The organism is Amycolatopsis sp. CB00013 (assembly GCF_001905755.1).
Taxonomy (GTDB): domain Bacteria; phylum Actinomycetota; class Actinomycetes; order Mycobacteriales; family Pseudonocardiaceae; genus Amycolatopsis; species Amycolatopsis japonica.
This window is the reverse complement of the sequence record NZ_LIWC01000007.1, coordinates 1-17,622: the sequence shown is the minus strand read 5'-3', so window position 1 is coordinate 17,622 and position 17,622 is coordinate 1. Positions and strand designations below refer to the sequence as shown.

The following is a 17,622-nucleotide window of genomic DNA, read 5'->3' as shown; positions in this document are numbered from 1 at the left end:
CTTCCCTCGGCTGAGCAGAGGGAAGGAGGCCTTCACGCGCTTTATGGCAAGGTCGGTGCCGTGGACAGGGACGCGTATCTCGAAGGCGCGATCAGGGACGTGCTCAGCGGAGACGACGCGACGCTCGACGACCGGATCGCGCACGCGGCGCTGCTGTTCGCCGCGTCCGGGGCGATGGCGGACGCCGACCGGCTGGTCACGCACTGGCACGCGCTCACCGAACGCCCGATCACGGCGCTGATCCCCGGCGCCGTGCAAGCCCGTGCGTGGGCGATGCTCTTCGAAGCGCGGGGAGCGCACCCGGACTGGGCCGCGGCGATGATCCCGCTCGATCTCGACGCCGAGGAACGTGCGCACGACGATCACCTCGCCCGGCGGGTCTCCGATCTCGACGGTCTGCTCGGCGGCTCCCCGATCGGCGAGGCCGTGTCGCATCTCGGGCCGTCGCGGCCGGATCGGTTGCGTGAGGCCATCGCGCGAGGCGACCTGGACGGCTGGGCCGAGATCGCGTCGCGACAGGGCCGCCCCGACGTCGCCGTGCTCGCCGCGACCCGGCGCCTCGCGCCACGGCTCGCCGCGGGCGCGGACCCGCTCGGGCTCGGCGACTGGACGGAGCTGTGCGCCGGGGCGCTGGTCGCGGCGCTGTACGAGCGCTACCCGCCCGACACCGGCTCCTGGCGCGAAATGATCGGGGGCATCCTCCGGCTGCGCGGCGGAGGGACCGCTCCCCCGGCGGCGTCGCTCCGCACCATCGACGCGGCCGAGGCACGGCTCGGGCTCCGGCTGCCCGACGACTACCGCGAATTCCTCCTGACCTGCGACGGCCTGCCCGCGGACGTCGTCTTCCCCCGGCTGCTCGGGACGGCGGAACTGCGCGCGGAAGGCGGCGTCGTGGTGATCTCGGAACCGGCCGTCGTGCTGCTGACGGCCGCGGGCGAGCAGTGGCGGACGGTCGAGATCGACCCGGCGCTGGGCACGACGGTGCATCCGACGTTCCGGGCGCTGCTGGAGCGGCACTTGCTCCTTTTGGCGCAATCCGCGTGAGGCGTCAGGCTTCGCCGCGCTTCTTCCGCTCGGTGTACTCCCGCATCCGCTTCGGGTAGCCGACCCGCGCCACCTCGTACACGGGGATCGACCGTTTGTGACCGAACTGCTGCGCCGCGTCCAGGCTCTCGATCCGGCGCCGGGTCCACTCACCGTCATGGGCGATGAGGACGACCGTGGTCTCGGTGACGTTGGTCTTCGGCTCCACGTACGCCTCGACACCGGTCCGTGACGACGCCCAGTCCTCAAGATGCTTGAAGTCGTTTGAAGAGGCTTTCCGCAGCGTACCGGGCTTTTGCCCGCCCTTAGAGCGCCGGCGCAGCGAGTCGAACAGACCCACTCCGACCACCTCACTTCCCATTCGCGTCCGATGTCCATTATCCCGACGCGGGCGTGTGCTCAGCGTGGCGGTCCGCGTGGACCGTGTCCCGTGGGTCACAGCACGCGGCCTAGGTCGCAGCCTCTCCACACGTAGTGACAAGATGGCAAGTGTCCGCGCGCGCGTATACCGCGCGGAGCGGCGCCAGAGCACCACCCCTACCGCTTGCCGAGGAGTTATTGAAGTGACCGACACCTCCGCCGACCTTGTGATCCTGGGTGGCGGATCGGGCGGCTACGCCGCCGCGTTCCGCGCGGCCGAGCTGGGCCTTTCCGTCACCCTGATCGAAAAGGACAAGCTTGGCGGGACGTGCCTCCACCGAGGCTGCATCCCGACCAAGGCCCTCCTGCACGCGGCGGAGGTCGCCGACGAGACCCGCGACGCCGAGACCTTCGGTGTGAAGGCCGTGCTGGAAGGCATCGACATCGCCGGCGTCAACAAGTACAAGGACGGGATCATCTCGCGCCTGTACAAGGGCCTCCAGGGCCTGGCCAAGGCGCACAAGGTGAACCTCGTCGAGGGCACCGGGACGTTCGTCGGCGGCACGACCGTCGAGGTCGACGGCACCCGCTACACCGGCAAGAACGTCATCCTCGCCACCGGTTCGTACTCGAGGACGCTGCCGGGCCTGGAGCTGGGCGGGCGCATCATCGCCAGCGAGCAGGCGCTTTCGCTGGACTACATCCCGAAGAAGGCCATCGTCCTCGGCGGTGGTGTCATCGGTGTCGAATTCGCGTCCGTCTGGGCGTCCTTCGGCGTCGACGTCACCATCGTGGAGGCGCTGCCCCGCCTGGTCCCGAACGAGGACGAGTACGCGTCCAAGCAGCTCGAGCGCGCTTTCCGTCGTCGCAAGATCGCCTTCAAGACCGGCGTTCGGTTCACCGGCGCCAAGCAGGACGACAACGGCGTCAGCGTGTCGCTGGAGTCCGGCGAGACGCTCGAAGCCGACCTGCTCCTGGTCGCCGTCGGCCGCGGCCCGAACTCGGCCGGGCACGGGTACGAGGAGGCCGGCGTCAAGATGGAGCGCGGCTTCGTCCTCACCGACGACCGCCTGCGCACCAACCTGCCGAACGTCTACGCCGTCGGTGACATCGTCCCCGGCCTGCAGCTCGCGCACCGCGGGTTCCAGCAGGGCATCTTCGTCGCGGAAGAGATCGCCGGCCAGGAGCCGCGCGTGATCGACGAGAGCGGCATCCCGCGCGTCACCTACTCGCACCCCGAGGTCGCTTCGGTCGGCCTGACCGAGTCGCAGGCGAAGGAGAAGTACGGCTCCGACGTCACCACCTTCACCTACGACCTCGGCGGCAACGGCAAGAGCCAGATCCTCAAGACCTCCGGTGGGGTCAAGCTGATCAAGGCTCCGGACGGCCCGGTCGTCGGCGTGCACATGGTGGGCGACCGCGTCGGCGAGCTGATCGGCGAAGCGCAGCTGATCTACAGCTGGGAGGCCTTCCCCGAGGACGTCGCCCCGCTCATCCACGCGCACCCCACGCAGACCGAGGCCCTCGGTGAAGCGTTCCTCGCCCTGGCGGGCAAGCCGCTGCACGTCCACAGCTGACGTCTCACCGTCGAAGAACCAGACCAAGCAAGACATATCAAGGGAGTCAGCGAACGATGGCCTACTCCGTCACGTTGCCGGAGCTCGGTGAGAGCGTCACCGAGGGCACCGTCACCCGGTGGTTGAAGCAGGAGGGCGACACCGTCGAGGTCGACGAGCCGTTGCTCGAGATCTCCACGGACAAGGTCGACACCGAGGTCCCGTCCCCGGTCGCCGGCAAGGTCGTGAAGATCAGCGCTCAGGAAGACGAGACCGTCGAGGTCGGCGGCGAGCTCGCCGTCATCGACGACGGGACCGGCGGCGTGCCGGAGTCCTCCGGTTCGGCCGAGCCGGCCGCCGAAGAGGCGCAGCCGGAGCCCGAGCCGGAGCCCGCTCAGGAAGAGGCCTCCGCGCCGTCCCAGCCGGACACCGCGCCGGCTTCGGGCGGCGAAGGCACCGAGGTGAAGCTGCCCGAGCTGGGCGAGAGCGTCACCGAGGGCACCGTCACCCGGTGGCTCAAGCAGGTCGGCGAGAGCGTCGAGGTCGACGAGCCGCTGCTCGAGATCTCCACGGACAAGGTCGACACCGAGGTCCCGTCCCCGGTCGCCGGCACCGTGCTGGAGATCCGCGCCGGTGAGGACGAGACCGTCGAGGTCGGCGGGGTTCTCGCGGTGATCGGTGCCGCCGGTTCCGCCCCGGCCCCCAAGGCCGAGCCGAAGCCGGAACCCAAGCCCGAGCCGAAGCCGGAGCCCAAGCCGGAACCGAAGCCCGAGCCCAAGGCCGAAGCGGCTCCCGCGCCGAAGCCCGCCCCGGCTCCGCAGGCCGCCCCGGCCCCCAAGGCCGAGGCACCGAAGCCGGCGGCGAGCAGCGACAACGGCTCGGACAACGCGCCGTACGTGACGCCGCTCGTCCGCAAGCTCGCTTCGGAGCACGGCATCGACCTGTCGTCGCTGTCCGGCAGCGGCGTCGGTGGCCGCATCCGCAAGCAGGACGTGCTCGCGGCCGCCGAGGCCAAGCAGAAGGCCGCCCCGGCTCCGGCCGCGCAGCCCGCTACCGCCGCCCCGGCCGCCGCCGCCCCGTCGGCTCCGCGCAAGGCCGCGGTTTCGCCGGAGCTCGCGGCCCTGCGCGGCACCGTGCAGAAGGCCAGCCGGATCCGCCAGATCACCGCCACGAAGACCCGCGAGTCGCTGCAGGTTTCCGCGCAGCTCACGCAGGTCCACGAGGTGGACGTCACGAAGATCGCCAAACTCCGCCAGCGGGCGAAGGCGGCCTTCAAGGAGCGCGAGGGCGTCAACCTGACGTTCCTGCCGTTCTTCGCGAAGGCCACCGTCGAGGCGCTCAAGCAGCACCCGAACGTCAACGCGTCCTACAACGAGGACACGAAGGAGATCACCTACCACGGTGCGGTGCACCTGGGGATCGCGGTGGACACCGAAAAGGGTCTGCTGTCGGTGGTCATCCACGACGCGGGTGAGCTCAGCCTCGCCGGTCTCGCGCACCGCATCGCCGACCTGGCGGGCCGCGCGCGTTCGGGCCAGATCAAGCCGGACGAGCTGTCGGGTGGCACCTTCACGATCACGAACATCGGCTCCAACGGCGCCCTGTTCGACACGCCGATCATCGTGCAGCCGCAGTCCGGCATGCTCGGTACCGGCGCGGTCGTGAAGCGCCCGGTCGTGATCGCGGACGCCGACGGCAACGACACCATCGCCGTCCGGTCGATGGCGTTCCTGCCGCTGACCTACGACCACCGCCTGGTGGACGGGGCCGACGCGGGCCGCTTCGTCACGACGATCAAGCAGCGTCTGGAAGAGGGCAACTTCGAGGACGAGCTCGGTCTCTGATCCTCCGGTAGTCCGTGAAGGCCCTCGTCCCGCTTCTGCGGGGCGGGGGCCTTCGCCTTTCCCTCCCCTTCTCCTCTCCCCTTCCGCATTTCGTCCTCTGAATGCGGTCGTTGGCATGACGAACTACCGCATTCAGAGGACGAAATGCGGGGGTTTGACAGCCACCTGGAACTCTAGTATTCCGGAATTACGGAAAACAAGAGGGAGGGTATCGACCATGCTGACCAGACGCCATCTGCTGGCGGGTGCCGCCGCGGGATCGGCCGCGCTGCTGCTGCCGGGGACCGCGAGCGCGACCCAGCCGGACACGACGACCGAACAGGGCTGGCTCGACTGGATCGCCGCACACCGGCACGACGTCTCCGTCCTGATCGACGACGGCGACGGCCGCCGGGCCGCGCGCAACCCCGACGTCCGGCGCGTCATGGCCTCGTCGATCAAGGTCGTGCATCTCAGCGCGTACGCCGTCGCGGTCGCCGAGGGCAGGCTCGATCCGAAGGAACAGATCCGGATGGGCGACTGGGACGCCCACCACCCGTTCGTAGGCGATGGCCGCGCGCACTTCCTGGCGCTCAACCGGCTGGGCGTCCCCTGCGACGACTACGGCATCGCCGAGGATCCCGAGCAGCGTGTCCCCCTGGCCAGGCTCGCCGAAGCGATGATCTTCTTCAGCGACAACGCCGCCACGGACTATCTCCGCACCCGACTCGGCGACCCGGCCCTCCAGCGCGCGGCGGCGCGGGGCGGCTGGTTCCGGCCGGACACCCGTTCGCTCGGCGGCGAGGTCCTGATGCTGATCATGCCGGAGTACGCGCCCCCGCCCGGCAGCCCGGCCGCGGTCCGCCGGGCGATGGGTGACGCGGTCGCGCGCCGCTTCGTCCGCGATCGGGCGTTCCGCGCCGAAGCGCTCAGGCGCTGGCCGGACATGCCGAGCACCCCCGAAGCCCAATGGCCGTGGATCAAGGGGCACGGCCAGGGTTCGGCGGCGGATCTGTTCGCGCTCCACCGCGGTATCGCGAACGGGCTGTACCCGACCGCGCGCGAGATCCTCGCGAAGCCGCTCGCGGACCGTGTGCCACCCGGAGCGAGCGAAGTGCTCTTCAAGGGCGGAAGCCTGCCGCGCTCACTGACCACGGGGCTTTCCGTTCGCTGGCCGGGCGGACGTTCGGGTACCGCGGCCATCCTGTTCACCGGCGTGAGCGATCAGGAAATCGCGAACGCCCCGGTGCTCCTCGACGTCTTGATCGCGGCATTGTCCGATCCGGCACGCTTCAGCGCCCTGGAACGAGCGCTCTGCTGAGACGCAGGTATAGATAACCGGCATGGACGCTGAGCTCGCCGACCGGATCGCCGCCCTCGAAGCACGGGTCGCCGCGCTCGAAGACCGGCACGGCGAGCACCAGGCCGAGCCGGCGGCGAGCCCCGGCGGGCTCGTCGGCTACCACGGCGAGCTGACCGAGCCCCTCGAGCTGAGCTGGGCCATCACCATCACGCCCGGTCCGATGCTGGGATTCGAGGACGGGCCGCGGGTCGAGGTGCTCGCGGCCCTGTCCAGCACGGCGCGGGTGGCGCTCGTGCGGACGCTGGCCGAGAAGGGCGCGCAGACCGCGCCCGCCCTGCAGGAGGCCGCCGATCTCGGGTCGCCCGGCCAGCTGTACCACCATCTCAAGGCGCTGACCGGCGCCGGGATCGTCGAGCAGGACAAGCGCGGCAGTTACCGGCTTCGTCCCACCGCGACGATCCCGGTGCTGGTGCTGCTGACCGCCGCGTCGGATGTCGCCGGGCAACTGAAGAACCTGAGCGTGCGACCGGATCGCGGATAGGACACGATCGGATCATGCGAGTTCTGATCGCGGGCGCGAGCGGACTGATCGGCACCTCCCTGACGACACGGTTACGCCGTTCCGGGCACGAGGTCGTCCGCCTCGTCCGCCGGGAGGAGCGGGCGGCCGACGAGCGCCGCTGGGATCCCCCGGCGGGCGAGATCGCCGACGGCGCGCTCGACGGCGTCGACGCGGTCGTGAACCTCGCGGGCGCGCCGCTGCTGCCCGGACGCTGGAGCGCGGCCCGCAAGCAGGTGCTCCTCGACAGCCGGGTCGAACCGACGGAGGTTCTCGCGGAAGCCGTCGCCGAACACGGGATCCCGGTGCTGGTCAATGCTTCCGCCGTGGGCTACTACGGCGATCCCGGTCCGTCCCTTGTGGACGAAACGAGCCCGGTGGGCCGCGGTTTCCTCGCCGAGCTCTGCACCGCGTGGGAAGGCGCCACCGAGTCCGCGGCCACCGCCGGAGCGCGCGTCGTGCGTATCCGCACCGGGCTGGTGCTCGCCCGCAAGGGCGGGCTCCTCGACGTCCTGCGGCCGCTGTTCCGGTTGGGGCTCGGCGGGAAACTCGGCGACGGCAAGCAGTACATGCCCTGGATCTCGCTCGACGACGAGGTCGGCGCGATCGTTTTCGCGCTGGAGAACGAATCCCTGTCGGGCGCGGTGAATCTCTCGGGGCCACAGCCCGCCACGAACGCCGCCTTCACGAAGGCGCTGGGCCGCGCCGTGCACCGCCCGGCGATCTGGCAGGTTCCGGGTTTCGCCATGAAGATCGCCCTCGGGCAGGCGGCGGAGGAGATGGCGCTGTTCGGGCAGCGCGCCATGCCGCGTGCGCTGGAGGAGGCGGGATACGCCTTCCGCCATCCGACCCTCGAGGACGCGCTGGCCGCCGCGACATGACCTTGCAGCGCGGGCTGTACACCCTCGCCGGAATCCTGCTGCTGGTCGGCTTCGTCACACTCGGGCTGTCCGTCGACGAGCGGCCGCCGCCGGTGGACGTCGCCCTCGCCGACGCGTTCCGCGACCAGCACACCCGGCCCGCCGGGCAGGTGGCCGGCCTGGTCACGCACGTTCTCGGCCCGGTGCTGCCGTTCGCGCTGGGCGCCGTGCTGGTGGTGATCGCCTGGCGCCGCCGGGACCTGACCGTCCTGTGCGTCAAGCTGGCCGTCGTCCTGCTGTTGTGCCGCCTGACCAGCCTGATCGCGAAACCGGCCTTCTACCGGGAGCGGCCACGCGAATTCCCCGATCTGAGTTACCCGAGCGGGCACGTGGTCGCCGTCGCGTGCACGGGATTCGTCGCGGTGCTGCTGTGCGCGTGGACCCGGCCGCGTCTCGCGCGCCTGGCGATCACGATCGCCGCCGCCGCGACGGTGCTCGGCGCGCTCTGCCGCATCGTGCTGGGCGTGCACTGGCTGACCGACACCGCGGGATCCGTACTGGCGGTGGGTGGCGTGGGCCTGATTTCGGCGGCCTGGCTGGGCCTGCTCCCCCTGCCGAAAGACCCGGCGTAGTGTCGCTGACGTGAGCTCTTCGACCACGTCATGCCGTGCCGCCACCGAGCCCGTCGACGTCCGCGAGATCGGGACGATCGACTACACCGAAGCCTGGGAACTCCAGCGCCGCCACGTGACAGCCCGTGCCGACGGCGAGGGTCCCGACACCATGCTGCTGCTGGAACACCCGTCGGTGTACACGGCGGGCAAGCGCACCGAAGCCGAGGACAGGCCGACCGACGGCACCCCGGTGATCGACGTCGACCGCGGCGGCAAGATCACCTGGCACGGGCCCGGTCAGCTGGTCGGGTACCCGATCATCAAACTCGCCGACCCGATCGACGTCGTGCACTACGTGCGGCGTCTCGAAGAGGCCCTGATCACCGTTTGCGACCAGCTCGGCGTGCACACCGGCCGGGTCGAGGGCCGCAGCGGCGTCTGGATCCCCGCCGACGACCGCGGCCCGGAGCGGAAGATCGCCGCGATCGGCATCCGCGTCCAGCGCGGCGTGACCATGCACGGTTTCGAGCTGAACTGCAACGCCGACCTCGGCGCCTTCGACAAGATCGTCCCGTGCGGCATCCGGGACGCGGGCGTGACTTCGCTTTCCTACGAGCTCGACCGCGAGGTCACCGTCGCGTCGGTGCTGCCGATGGCGCGGGAGGCCGTGCTCGCGGCGCTGGAAGGCGAGCTGTCGGTGAACGACGAGCGCTGGCTGCCGCGCCCCGAAGCCCCGGCCGCACCGGGCGTCACTTTCGCTCTGCAGAGCTGACATCTGCGAAGATCACCGGTACGACCGCCGGAAGCACCGACGGTCGTACTGGGAGGAACCAATGCGCAAGGTTTCGCGCGTTCTGGTGGCGGCCGGTGTCGCGGTCGCCGCTTCGGTGAGTCTGCCCGCGGCGGCGTCGGCCACACCGCCGCCCGGCTGCACCGGCGGCCACGACGGGGCGAAGTACGCCTGGGCGAGCTGCACCGCCTATGGCACCCGCATGTACCGGGTCACCGCGTACAACTGCAGCCCGGTCTGCGGCAACGCGGTGGGCGAATGGGCCGCCAACGGGGCGGAGTCCCACCTCACCATCACCTGGCCGGCGAAGATCCTGGACATCGGCGTCGAAATCCAGTGACCAGAAGTACATGAAGGTCCCCTCCCTTGCGCCTGGCGCAAGGAAGGGGACCTTCATGTACTTCAGTCCAGCTGAGGAGCGACCTCGGAAGCGATCAGCTCGACCTGGTCCAGATCCGAAAGGTCCAGCAGCTGCAGGTAGAGCCGGGTGATCCCGGTCTTCTCCCGCCACTGCCCGACCTTCTCGACGACCTCCGACGGCGTCCCCGCGAGCCCGTTCTCCCGCAGCTCGGAGACCTCGCGGCCAAGCACCGAAGCACGCTTCGCGACCTCGGCGTCGTCACGCCCCACGGCGACGACGAGCGCGGCCGACCGGATGATCTCCTTGGGGTCGCGGCCGATCTCGCGCGCGGCGTCGTCGACGCGGCCGAACTGCTCGGCGGCGAAGTCCGGGCCGACGAACGGCAGGTTGAACTCGTCCGCGTAGCGGGCGGCGAGCGCCGGGGTGCGCTTCTTGCCGCCACCACCGATGATCACCGGCGGCCGGGGCCGCTGCGCCGGCTTGGGCAGGCCGGGCGAGTCGACGAGCTTGTAGTGCTCGCCGTCGAAGGAGAACGTCTCCCCCTCCGGCGTCTCCCACAGCCCGGTGACGACGGCGAGCTGTTCGGCGTAGCGGTCGAAGCGCTCCTTGATCGGCGGCAGGTCGAGGCCGTAGGCGGTGTGCTCGTCGTCGTACCAGCCCGAGCCGAGGCCGAGCTCGACGCGGCCGCCGGACATCTGGTCCACCTGCGCGACCGAGATCGCGAGCACCGACGGATGCCGGAAGGTGGCGGCGGTGACGAGGGTGCCCAGCCGCACGCGGCGCGTCTCGCGGGCGAGACCCGCGAGGGTGATCCACGCGTCGGTCGGCCCCGGCAACCCGGTCGCCGAACCCATCTTCAAGTAGTGGTCGCTGCGGAAGAAGGCGTCGTAGCCCGCGTCCTCGGTGGCCTTCGCCACCCGGAGCAGGTCTTCGTAACTGGCCCCCTGCTGGGGCTCGGTAAAGATCCTGAGGTCCACGAAAGCCACCCTATAGACGGCTTCGTCAGCTCGCTTTCCCGTGCTCGGCGGGCGGAACACGGCGGAATCCGACGAGCAGCCGCACCAGCACCTCCTCGACCTGGGCGCTGACCTTCTTCGGCTCGGGCGACGAAGCGATCTCGATCGCCGCGCTCGACAACGCGCCGAACAGCAGCCGCGCGGTGACGTCCACCGGGACATCGTCGACCTCGCCGACCTCGATGAGCGACTGGATCCCGGTGCGGACCAGGCCGAAGCTGCACCGCTCCTCCGCCTCGCGCCAGCGTTCCCAGCCCATCACCACCGGCGCCTCGTGGATCGCGATGCGCTGGTACGCCGGGTCGAGGCAGCTCTGCAGGAAGCCGCGCAACCCCGCGAGCGCCCGCTCCCACGGCGAGGCCGGGCCGTTCATGATCTTTTCGAGCCGGTCGAAGACCTGGCTCTCGACGGTGTCGAAGGCCGCCTCGAACAACGCCTGCTTCCCACTGAAATGGTGGTACAGCGCGCCTTTCGTCACCCTGGCCCGTTTGGCGATCTCGTCGAGAGACGTGCCGGCGTACCCGCGTTTGGTGAACAGCTCGACGGCACTCTCGACGAGCGCCGACCGGGTGGACTCGGAATAGTCCAGCCGCCTTGACCTCATTGTCGCCACCTTCACAACTTTACGCCGCCGGTCCCGCTCCATACCCATGGTATGTTGACTGCTGTCAGGTCCGTACCGGGAGTATGCCGCAAACCTGCGGTATGAACCGGGTCACGGAGGGGAGCCCACATCATGAGCTGGAACGACTTCTACCAGCGGCGCGACATCCTCGAAGCCGCACTGCGCCAGGCGGGTCACCACCCGTCCGACGCCATCTCACTCGAAGAAATCCCCGGCGCCACCAAGTACTTCGCGACCGAAGAGGAGCTTCTGGTCGCGCTCCGGTACAAGTGGAACCAGGTGTTCGCCGGTCACCTCCGCGCCGAGATGACCGATCCGGACTACGCGGACCAGGACCTCGCGCTCGACAGGGTCGAAGCCGTCACCCGTGCCTGGAACAGCGCCACCACCGAACACGAGACCCTCCGCGCCGTTCTCGACGCGGCCCTCGAGCGGTGCCCCGCGCTGATCCCGTCGCACGAAGCCGAACTGCGCACGCTCGCGCTGACGGCGGGGCTGGCCGACGGCAAGGAACCGGTCGACGAGATCACCCAGGTCGGCAGCGCGTTCGCCACCCTGCTCCGGCACGGACGGCACGCGAAGCCCGCCCGCCGCCGCAGCCCCATGGGTCACCTGCTCAGGTTGCTCGCGCCGAGCGCCTGATCCGGCGTAGCGGCCCCGCCGACGATGTAGTTAGGTACCGACATGGCTGCTCACGCGCGCTGGACCGAGGCCGACATCCCGGATCAGACCGGCCGGACCGTATTCGTCACCGGCGCGAACTCGGGGCTGGGGTTGCGGATGTCCGAGGTGCTCGCGGGCAAGGGGGCCCGCGTGCTGCTCGGCTGCCGGTCGCCGGAACGCGGCGCCAAGGCGCTGGAGCAGGTACGCGCGGCCGCGACCGGGAAAGCACCCGGGCTCGTCCGGCTGGACCTCGCCGACCTCGACTCGGTCCGCGAAGCCGTGAAGAAGGTCGAGGAACTGACGGACGGCAAGCTCGACGTCCTGGTCAACAACGCGGGCGTGATGGCGACCCCGCGCGGCCACACCAAGGACGGTTTCGAAACCCAGTTCGGCACGAACCATCTCGGGCACGCGGTGCTGACCTGGCTGCTGATGCCGTCACTGCGCCGCGGCTGGGGATCGCGTGTCGTCACCTTGTCGAGTGTCGCGGCGACGGGCGCGCGCATCGACGTCGCCGACCCGAACTTCGAGCGCCGGATGTACAACCCGGGCTCGGCCTACGGCCAGTCGAAACTCGCCAATCAGGTGTTCGCGCTCGAACTCGACCGCAGGCTGCGCGCCGCGGGCGAGGACGTCATCAGCGTGGCGGCGCACCCCGGCTACACCTGGACCGGACTCGGCTCGGGGATGGCCCGCTCCTACCGCAACCCGGTGGTCCGCGCGCTCGTCGCCGGGGGCAACCGGATCGGCGAGATCTTCATCGCGCAGAGCGCCCGCCAGGGCACGCTCCCGCAGCTGTTCGCGGCGACCTCCCCGGAGGCCGAAGGCGGCGATTACATCGGCCCTCGCGGGCTCGGCGGACTTCGCGGCGCCCCGGTCAAGGTGCGCCCGCTGGCCGCCGCGAGGAGCGAATCGCTCGGCGCCGCGTTGTGGGACGTGACCACCAAGTTGACGGGCGTCACCCCCGACCCCGCGTGAGCGGCGACCACTGCTCCGGCGGGCGTAGGGTGACGGTGTGAGTGCTGCCCCAGATGGCCGCAAGCTGTTGCGGCTCGAGGTCCGGAATTCCCAGACTCCCATCGAAAAGAAGCCGTCGTGGATCAAGACGCGCGCCCGGATGGGTCCGGAGTTCACCGAACTCAAAGGCCTGGTGCGCCGCGAAGGCCTCCACACCGTCTGCGAAGAAGCCGGCTGTCCCAACATCTACGAGTGCTGGGAAGACCGTGAGGCGACGTTCCTGATCGGCGGCGACCAGTGCACCCGGCGCTGTGACTTCTGCCAGATCGACACGGGCAAGCCGGAAGCGCTGGACCGGACCGAGCCGCGCAAGGTGGCGGAGTCGGTGCAGGCCATGGGCCTGCGCTACTCGACCGTCACCGGTGTCGCGCGCGACGATCTGGAGGACGGTGGTGCGTGGCTGTACGCGGAGACCGTCCGTCAGATCCACGCGCTGAACCCGGGTACCGGTGTCGAGTTGTTGATCCCGGATTTCAACGCGGATCCGGAGCAGCTGGCCGAGGTGTTCGGTTCACGTCCCGAGGTGCTCGCGCACAACGTCGAGACGGTGCCGCGGATCTTCAAGCGGATCCGGCCGGGTTTCCGGTACGCGCGGTCGCTGGAGGTCATCACGAAGGCTCGTGAGGCCGGTCTGGTGACGAAGTCGAACCTGATCCTCGGCATGGGCGAGACCCCCGAAGAGGTCGCGCCCGCGATGAAGGATCTGGTCGACGCGGGCTGCGAGATCCTCACGATCACCCAGTACCTGCGCCCGTCACCGCGCCACCACCCGGTGGACCGCTGGGTCAAGCCCGAGGAGTTCGTCGAGCATTCGAAGGCAGCCGAAGCGATGGGCTTCGCTGGTGTGATGGCCGGGCCGCTCGTACGCTCGTCTTATCGGGCCGGTCGCCTTTTCGCCCAGACGAAGGCCCACCGCGGCGAGCCGCTGTCGGAGAACCTGGCCCACCTCGCCGCCGAAGGTCCCGCCGCACAGGAAGCCAGCTCACTGCTGGCCCGGTGACTCCGGTCACCCTCTTCGCGACATCGCCACCCACCAGGTCACGAATCAGTAAAGTGACCTGGTGGCGTTGGTAACCGATCTTCTGAACTGGCTGCAAGGACTCCCGGAACCGGGATTGGTCGCGGCGACCGGCGGACTGGTGTTCGCCGAATGCACCATCGGGCTGGGCTTCATCGCCCCCGGTGAATCGGGGCTGCTGGTCGCGGCCACGACGGCGACGTCGGTCTCGCGCTTCCTGACCCTGTGGGCGGTCGTGACGGTCTGCGCCGCACTCGGCGACTCGCTCGGTTACGCGATCGGCAAACGCTTCGGGCCACGCCTGCGCGAGACGAAGCTGATCCGCAAGTACGGCCTCGACGCCTGGGACAAGGCGACGGGAGTCCTCGAACGGCGAGGCGCGTGGGCGGTGTTCTTCGCGCGGTTCCTTCCCGTGATCCGCACGCTGACCCCGGCCGCCTCCGGCACCTCGGGCCTGCCCTTCCGCAAGTTCCTGCCCGCCGCCGCGGCGGGCGCAGCCTGCTGGTCGGCCATCCATATCGGTATCGGTGCCGCGCTCGGCGAGGCCGCCAAGAAGGTCGAAGGCGCGCTCAACACCGGCGGCCTGGTCATCGTCGGCGTGCTCGTCGGTGTCGCGGTGTTCTTCTTGCTGCGCTACAAGAAGAAGAAAGCGCTCGCGGTCACAGCCGAAGAAGCCACCCCGGCGAAGATCGGCGCGGACGACTAGATTCCGGGCATGACCGCCCTGAACCTGCCCCAGCCGATCGGTTTCGTCCTCGGTGGCGGCGGCAGTCTCGGGGCGATGCAGGTCGGGATGCTGCGTGCCCTCACGGAAGCGGGCGTCGCGCCCGACCTCGTCGTCGGCACCTCGGTGGGTTCGCTGAACGCCGCCGTGCTCGCCCTCGGGGGTGAATCGGCCGGCAGGCTCGACCGGATCTGGTCGCGAATGACGCGGCACGAGGCCTTCCCCGGCGGTGTGCTCAGCCAGGTGCGAACCCTGCGGCACAGCAAGACCAACCTGTTCCCCAACACCGGGCTCGCCGCGATCGTCGACGAGCACATCGGCGAGGGCGTCCGCTTCGAAGATCTCGCGCTGCCACTGGGTGTCGTCGCGACGGACGTCGACACCGCCGAGCCGCTGCTGATCCGTTCCGGGCCCGTTCTGGCGCCCCTGCTGGCCAGTTGCGCGATTCCGGGGATCTATCCGCCGGTGCCCTTCGGTGAGCGCATGCTCTACGACGGCGGCCTGGTCGCCAACGTGCCGATGCGCCAGGCGCTCGCCATGGGCGCGAAATCGCTCGTCGTCCTCGACTGCGCCTTCCCCGGCAAGATGCCCGGCACCCCGCAGACCTTCGCCGAGGTCATGATGTTCACCGCGATGATCAGCATGCGGAACCAGGCGGTCCTGGAGGCGCCGATCGCCGCGGCCGAGGTACCCGTGGTCTACGTGCCGGGGCCGAAGCCGGTACGGGTCAGCCCGCTGGACTTCAGCCACACCGCGGCACTGACCGCCGAGGCCTACGACGCCGCGAAGACCTATTTGGGTGAATTGAGTGTCGATGGCCCCGGTCTTTATGGTGCGCCCGGTCTCGTCGTGGACTGAGAAGCAACCATCCGGCATCGATCACGTCTTCTTCGTCGCGTAGTTTTGAAAGAGAACTTTCCGCTGATCGAGCGAAGTAAAAAGAGAATCTCATGTTTCCCAAGAAGACATTACTTTCGGCGGCCGGAATACTCGCCGCGATACTGCTGATCTCGGCCTGCTCTTCCACTGGCGACTCCGGTACCTCGAATTCATCCGACCCGAGCGCCGGATCGGACGAAAGCGCGGTTTCGGTGACCATCGACCCGGCGGGCGGGACGAACGTCAATCCGGCGACCCCGGTGGTGGTCAAGGCCGAGCACGGCAAGCTGATCGACGTCACCGTCAGCAACGCCGACAAGGGCAACCAGGTGAAGGGCGAACTGGCGAGCGACGGGCTCAGCTGGAAGACCACCGAACCGCTCGGCTACGGCAGCACCTACAAGATCGTGGCGCATGCCCAGGGCAGCGACGGAAAGCCCGTCGAGCAACAGAGCAGGGTCTCCACGCTGAGCCCGAAGCAGCAGGCGAACCCGAACCTGATCCCGGCGCCCTCAGCGGTCGCTTCCGGCGGTGTCGGTGTCGGGCAGCCGATCGTGTTCACCTTCGGCCAGCCGGTGAAGAACAAGGCCGACGTGGAGAAGAAGCTGTCCGTGGAGTCGACGCCGAAGCAGGAGGGCTCCTGGTACTGGATCGACGACAAGAACGTCCATTACCGCCCCAAGGTGTATTGGCAGCCGGGGACGACGCTCAAGGTGTCGGCGATGATCTACGGCGTCGATTTCGGCAATGGCGTGTACGGCGCGACCGATCGCACCGAAACGTACAAAGTGCACGATTCCTGGGTCGCGAAGGCCGACGGCAACACCGAGCAGATGCAGATCTTCCACAACGGCCAGCTCGCGAAATCGATGCCCATTTCCATGGGCAAGGACGCCACGCCGACCCATTTGGGCGCGCACGTCATTTCGGACAAACACGAGAATTACACGATGGACTCGTGCACGTACGGCGTCTGCCAGGGCCAGCCGGGGTACTACAAGTCGAACGAGAAATGGTCGCTGCGCATCTCCAACGACGGCGAGTTCGTCCACGAGAACCCGAACAGTGTCGGCGCGCAGGGCAGCTCGAACGTGTCGCACGGCTGCATCAACCTCAACGCCGCCAACGCGCAGTGGTTCTACCAGAACATGGGGCTCGGCGACGTCGTCGAGGTGACGAACTCCGGTGGCCCGCAACTGCCGGTGTGGGACCTGTACGGCGACTGGTCGAAGTCGTGGGCGGACTGGCAGGCGGGCAGCGCGCTCAAGTAGAGGGATGATGGGCCGGTGACCAGTACCCTGAGCACCGCCCGCGCCCTCGTGGCCGGCGCCGGCCGGATCGTCGCACTGACCGGCGCCGGGATCTCCACGGACTCGGGGATCCCCGACTTCCGCGGCCCGCAGGGCCTGTGGACCCGCGAGCCCGGCGCGGAGAAAATGTCGAACCTCAAGGCGTATCAAGGCAGCCGCGAGGTCCGGGAGCGGACCTGGCAGGCGCGGCTGGTGCATCCCGGCTGGGACGCCGTGCCGAACGCGGCGCATTACGCGCTCGAGCGACTGTCGCCGACGTGGATCATCACCCAGAACATCGACCGGCTGCACCAGAAGGCGGGCTCACCGCCCGAGCGGGTGCTGGAACTGCACGGGACGATGTTCGAGTCCGTCTGCCTCTCGTGTGACGATCACCGGGACATGCGCTCGACGCTGGAGCGGGTCCGAGCAGGCGAGGCCGACCCGCCCTGCCTGGTGTGTGGCGGCATCCTGAAGTCAGCCACTGTGTCGTTCGGCCAGCATCTGGACCAGAACCTGCTCCGGGCCGCGCGAGCCGCCGTCTCCGACAGCGACCTCCTGCTGGTGGCCGGGTCTTCCCTGAGCGTGCAGCCGGCCGCCTCACTGGTGAGTGTCGCTTCCCGCGCCGGCGCCACGGTGGTCATCTGCAATGGCTCCGAAACGCCTTACGACCACATGGCCACCGCCGTCGTCCGCGGCCCGCTCGCCGACTCGCTCCCCGCCCTCGCCCCCTCCCGCATTTAGTCCTCTCAATGCGCCGGGCTCTCCCCACCTCCACGTGCCTCATTCCGTCATTCGCGTGATCGAGGCCGTGACTCGCGTGATTGAAGGCGGATCTCGCGTGTTTGGGGAGGGATCTCGCGTGATCAGACGGACGACACGCGTGATCAGGTGGACGACACGGCGCCCGGTTGTGTCGTCCGTGGGATCACGCGTGTTCGCCCTCTGATCACGGGTGATCGGCGTCTGATCACGGGTGTGACGGGTTCCGGGGCATGAGAAAAGGGCCCAGGTCTGGGAGAACTCGTGGTTCTCGACCAGGCCCTGGGCCCTTTTCCTTCTTTTCTAATGTTAGTCCGGCGGTGTCCTACTCTCCCACAACCCTTCGGTTGCAGTACCAT

Annotated in this window: 19 protein-coding genes; 16 read left to right on the top strand and 3 right to left on the bottom strand. The window is 69.2% G+C overall.

The window, feature by feature from the left end:
• The first annotated feature begins 60 nt into the window (after positions 1–60).
• A complete protein-coding gene (locus AMK34_RS36890; RefSeq protein WP_073848441.1) occupies positions 61–1,044 on the top strand; it encodes an SMI1/KNR4 family protein in 984 nt (327 codons plus the stop codon).
• A 4-nt stretch (positions 1,045–1,048) separates the two neighbouring features.
• On the opposite strand, the gene AMK34_RS36885 is transcribed toward AMK34_RS36890, so the two are convergent.
• Entirely contained in the window at positions 1,049–1,393 is a 345-nt protein-coding gene (locus AMK34_RS36885) for a hypothetical protein (RefSeq protein ID WP_037345665.1), read from the bottom strand.
• 214 nt (positions 1,394–1,607) lie between these two features.
• Between AMK34_RS36885 and lpdA the strand changes: the two genes are divergently transcribed.
• The 8 genes from lpdA (at position 1,608) to AMK34_RS36845 (ending at position 9,249) form a co-directional block, all read left to right on the top strand.
• Positions 1,608–2,981, top strand: coding sequence for a dihydrolipoyl dehydrogenase (gene lpdA, locus AMK34_RS36880; RefSeq protein WP_037344695.1), 1,374 nt, complete (start codon positions 1,608–1,610; stop codon positions 2,979–2,981).
• A gap of 56 nt (positions 2,982–3,037) precedes the next feature.
• A complete protein-coding gene (sucB, locus tag AMK34_RS36875) occupies positions 3,038–4,804 on the top strand; it encodes a 2-oxoglutarate dehydrogenase, E2 component, dihydrolipoamide succinyltransferase (RefSeq protein ID WP_073848440.1) in 1,767 nt (588 codons plus the stop codon).
• A gap of 217 nt (positions 4,805–5,021) precedes the next feature.
• The gene (locus tag AMK34_RS36870; protein ID WP_073848439.1) at positions 5,022–6,104 is read left to right on the top strand and encodes a serine hydrolase; all 1,083 of its coding nucleotides are present in this window, start codon (positions 5,022–5,024) and stop codon (positions 6,102–6,104) included.
• Positions 6,105–6,126: 22 nt separating this feature from the next.
• On the top strand, positions 6,127–6,627 hold the full coding sequence (locus tag AMK34_RS36865; RefSeq protein ID WP_073848438.1) for an ArsR/SmtB family transcription factor: 501 nt from the start codon (positions 6,127–6,129) through the stop codon (positions 6,625–6,627).
• A 14-nt stretch (positions 6,628–6,641) separates the two neighbouring features.
• Entirely contained in the window at positions 6,642–7,526 is an 885-nt protein-coding gene (locus AMK34_RS36860) for a TIGR01777 family oxidoreductase (RefSeq protein WP_038510122.1), read from the top strand.
• Positions 7,523–8,137 (top strand): phosphatase PAP2 family protein, encoded by a 615-nt coding sequence (locus AMK34_RS36855; protein ID WP_038510119.1) that lies wholly within the window; start codon positions 7,523–7,525, stop codon positions 8,135–8,137. Before AMK34_RS36860 ends, AMK34_RS36855 begins: the two co-directional genes overlap by 4 nt.
• A 10-nt stretch (positions 8,138–8,147) precedes the next feature.
• Positions 8,148–8,891: a lipoyl(octanoyl) transferase LipB gene (lipB, locus tag AMK34_RS36850; RefSeq protein WP_073848437.1), complete on the top strand. Its 744-nt coding sequence runs from the start codon at positions 8,148–8,150 to the stop codon at positions 8,889–8,891.
• Between the two features lie 61 nt (positions 8,892–8,952).
• Complete coding sequence (locus AMK34_RS36845) at positions 8,953–9,249, top strand: hypothetical protein (RefSeq protein ID WP_073848436.1); 297 nt, start codon at positions 8,953–8,955, stop codon at positions 9,247–9,249.
• Between the two features lie 62 nt (positions 9,250–9,311).
• Here the strand turns inward: AMK34_RS36845 and AMK34_RS36840 are convergent, their stop codons facing one another.
• Both AMK34_RS36840 and AMK34_RS36835 read right to left on the bottom strand, forming a co-directional pair.
• A complete protein-coding gene (locus AMK34_RS36840; RefSeq protein WP_038522786.1) occupies positions 9,312–10,247 on the bottom strand; it encodes an LLM class F420-dependent oxidoreductase in 936 nt (311 codons plus the stop codon).
• Positions 10,248–10,272: 25 nt separating this feature from the next.
• On the bottom strand, positions 10,273–10,890 hold the full coding sequence (locus AMK34_RS36835; protein WP_016336085.1) for a TetR/AcrR family transcriptional regulator: 618 nt from the start codon (positions 10,888–10,890) through the stop codon (positions 10,273–10,275).
• Positions 10,891–11,022: 132 nt separating this feature from the next.
• On the opposite strand from AMK34_RS36835, the gene AMK34_RS36830 reads away from it, so the two are divergent.
• The 7 genes from AMK34_RS36830 to AMK34_RS36800 all read left to right on the top strand — a co-directional run bounded on the left by AMK34_RS36830 (position 11,023) and on the right by AMK34_RS36800 (position 17,245).
• Entirely contained in the window at positions 11,023–11,553 is a 531-nt protein-coding gene (locus tag AMK34_RS36830) for a hypothetical protein (protein WP_073848435.1), read from the top strand.
• A 42-nt stretch (positions 11,554–11,595) separates the two neighbouring features.
• Complete coding sequence (locus AMK34_RS36825) at positions 11,596–12,552, top strand: oxidoreductase (RefSeq protein ID WP_073848434.1); 957 nt, start codon at positions 11,596–11,598, stop codon at positions 12,550–12,552.
• A gap of 37 nt (positions 12,553–12,589) precedes the next feature.
• On the top strand, positions 12,590–13,591 hold the full coding sequence (gene lipA, locus AMK34_RS36820; protein WP_073848433.1) for a lipoyl synthase: 1,002 nt from the start codon (positions 12,590–12,592) through the stop codon (positions 13,589–13,591).
• Between the two features lie 61 nt (positions 13,592–13,652).
• A complete protein-coding gene (locus AMK34_RS36815) occupies positions 13,653–14,315 on the top strand; it encodes a DedA family protein (protein ID WP_038510102.1) in 663 nt (220 codons plus the stop codon).
• Positions 14,316–14,324: 9 nt separating this feature from the next.
• A complete protein-coding gene (locus AMK34_RS36810) occupies positions 14,325–15,191 on the top strand; it encodes a patatin-like phospholipase family protein (RefSeq protein ID WP_073848432.1) in 867 nt (288 codons plus the stop codon).
• Positions 15,192–15,283: 92 nt separating this feature from the next.
• On the top strand, positions 15,284–16,483 hold the full coding sequence (locus AMK34_RS36805; RefSeq protein WP_073848431.1) for a L,D-transpeptidase: 1,200 nt from the start codon (positions 15,284–15,286) through the stop codon (positions 16,481–16,483).
• A 15-nt stretch (positions 16,484–16,498) separates the two neighbouring features.
• Positions 16,499–17,245 carry an SIR2 family NAD-dependent protein deacylase gene (locus AMK34_RS36800; RefSeq protein WP_073848430.1) on the top strand — a complete coding sequence of 249 codons (747 nt, stop codon included), beginning with the start codon at positions 16,499–16,501 and terminating at the stop codon, positions 17,243–17,245.
• Positions 17,246–17,622: the final 377 nt, after the last annotated feature.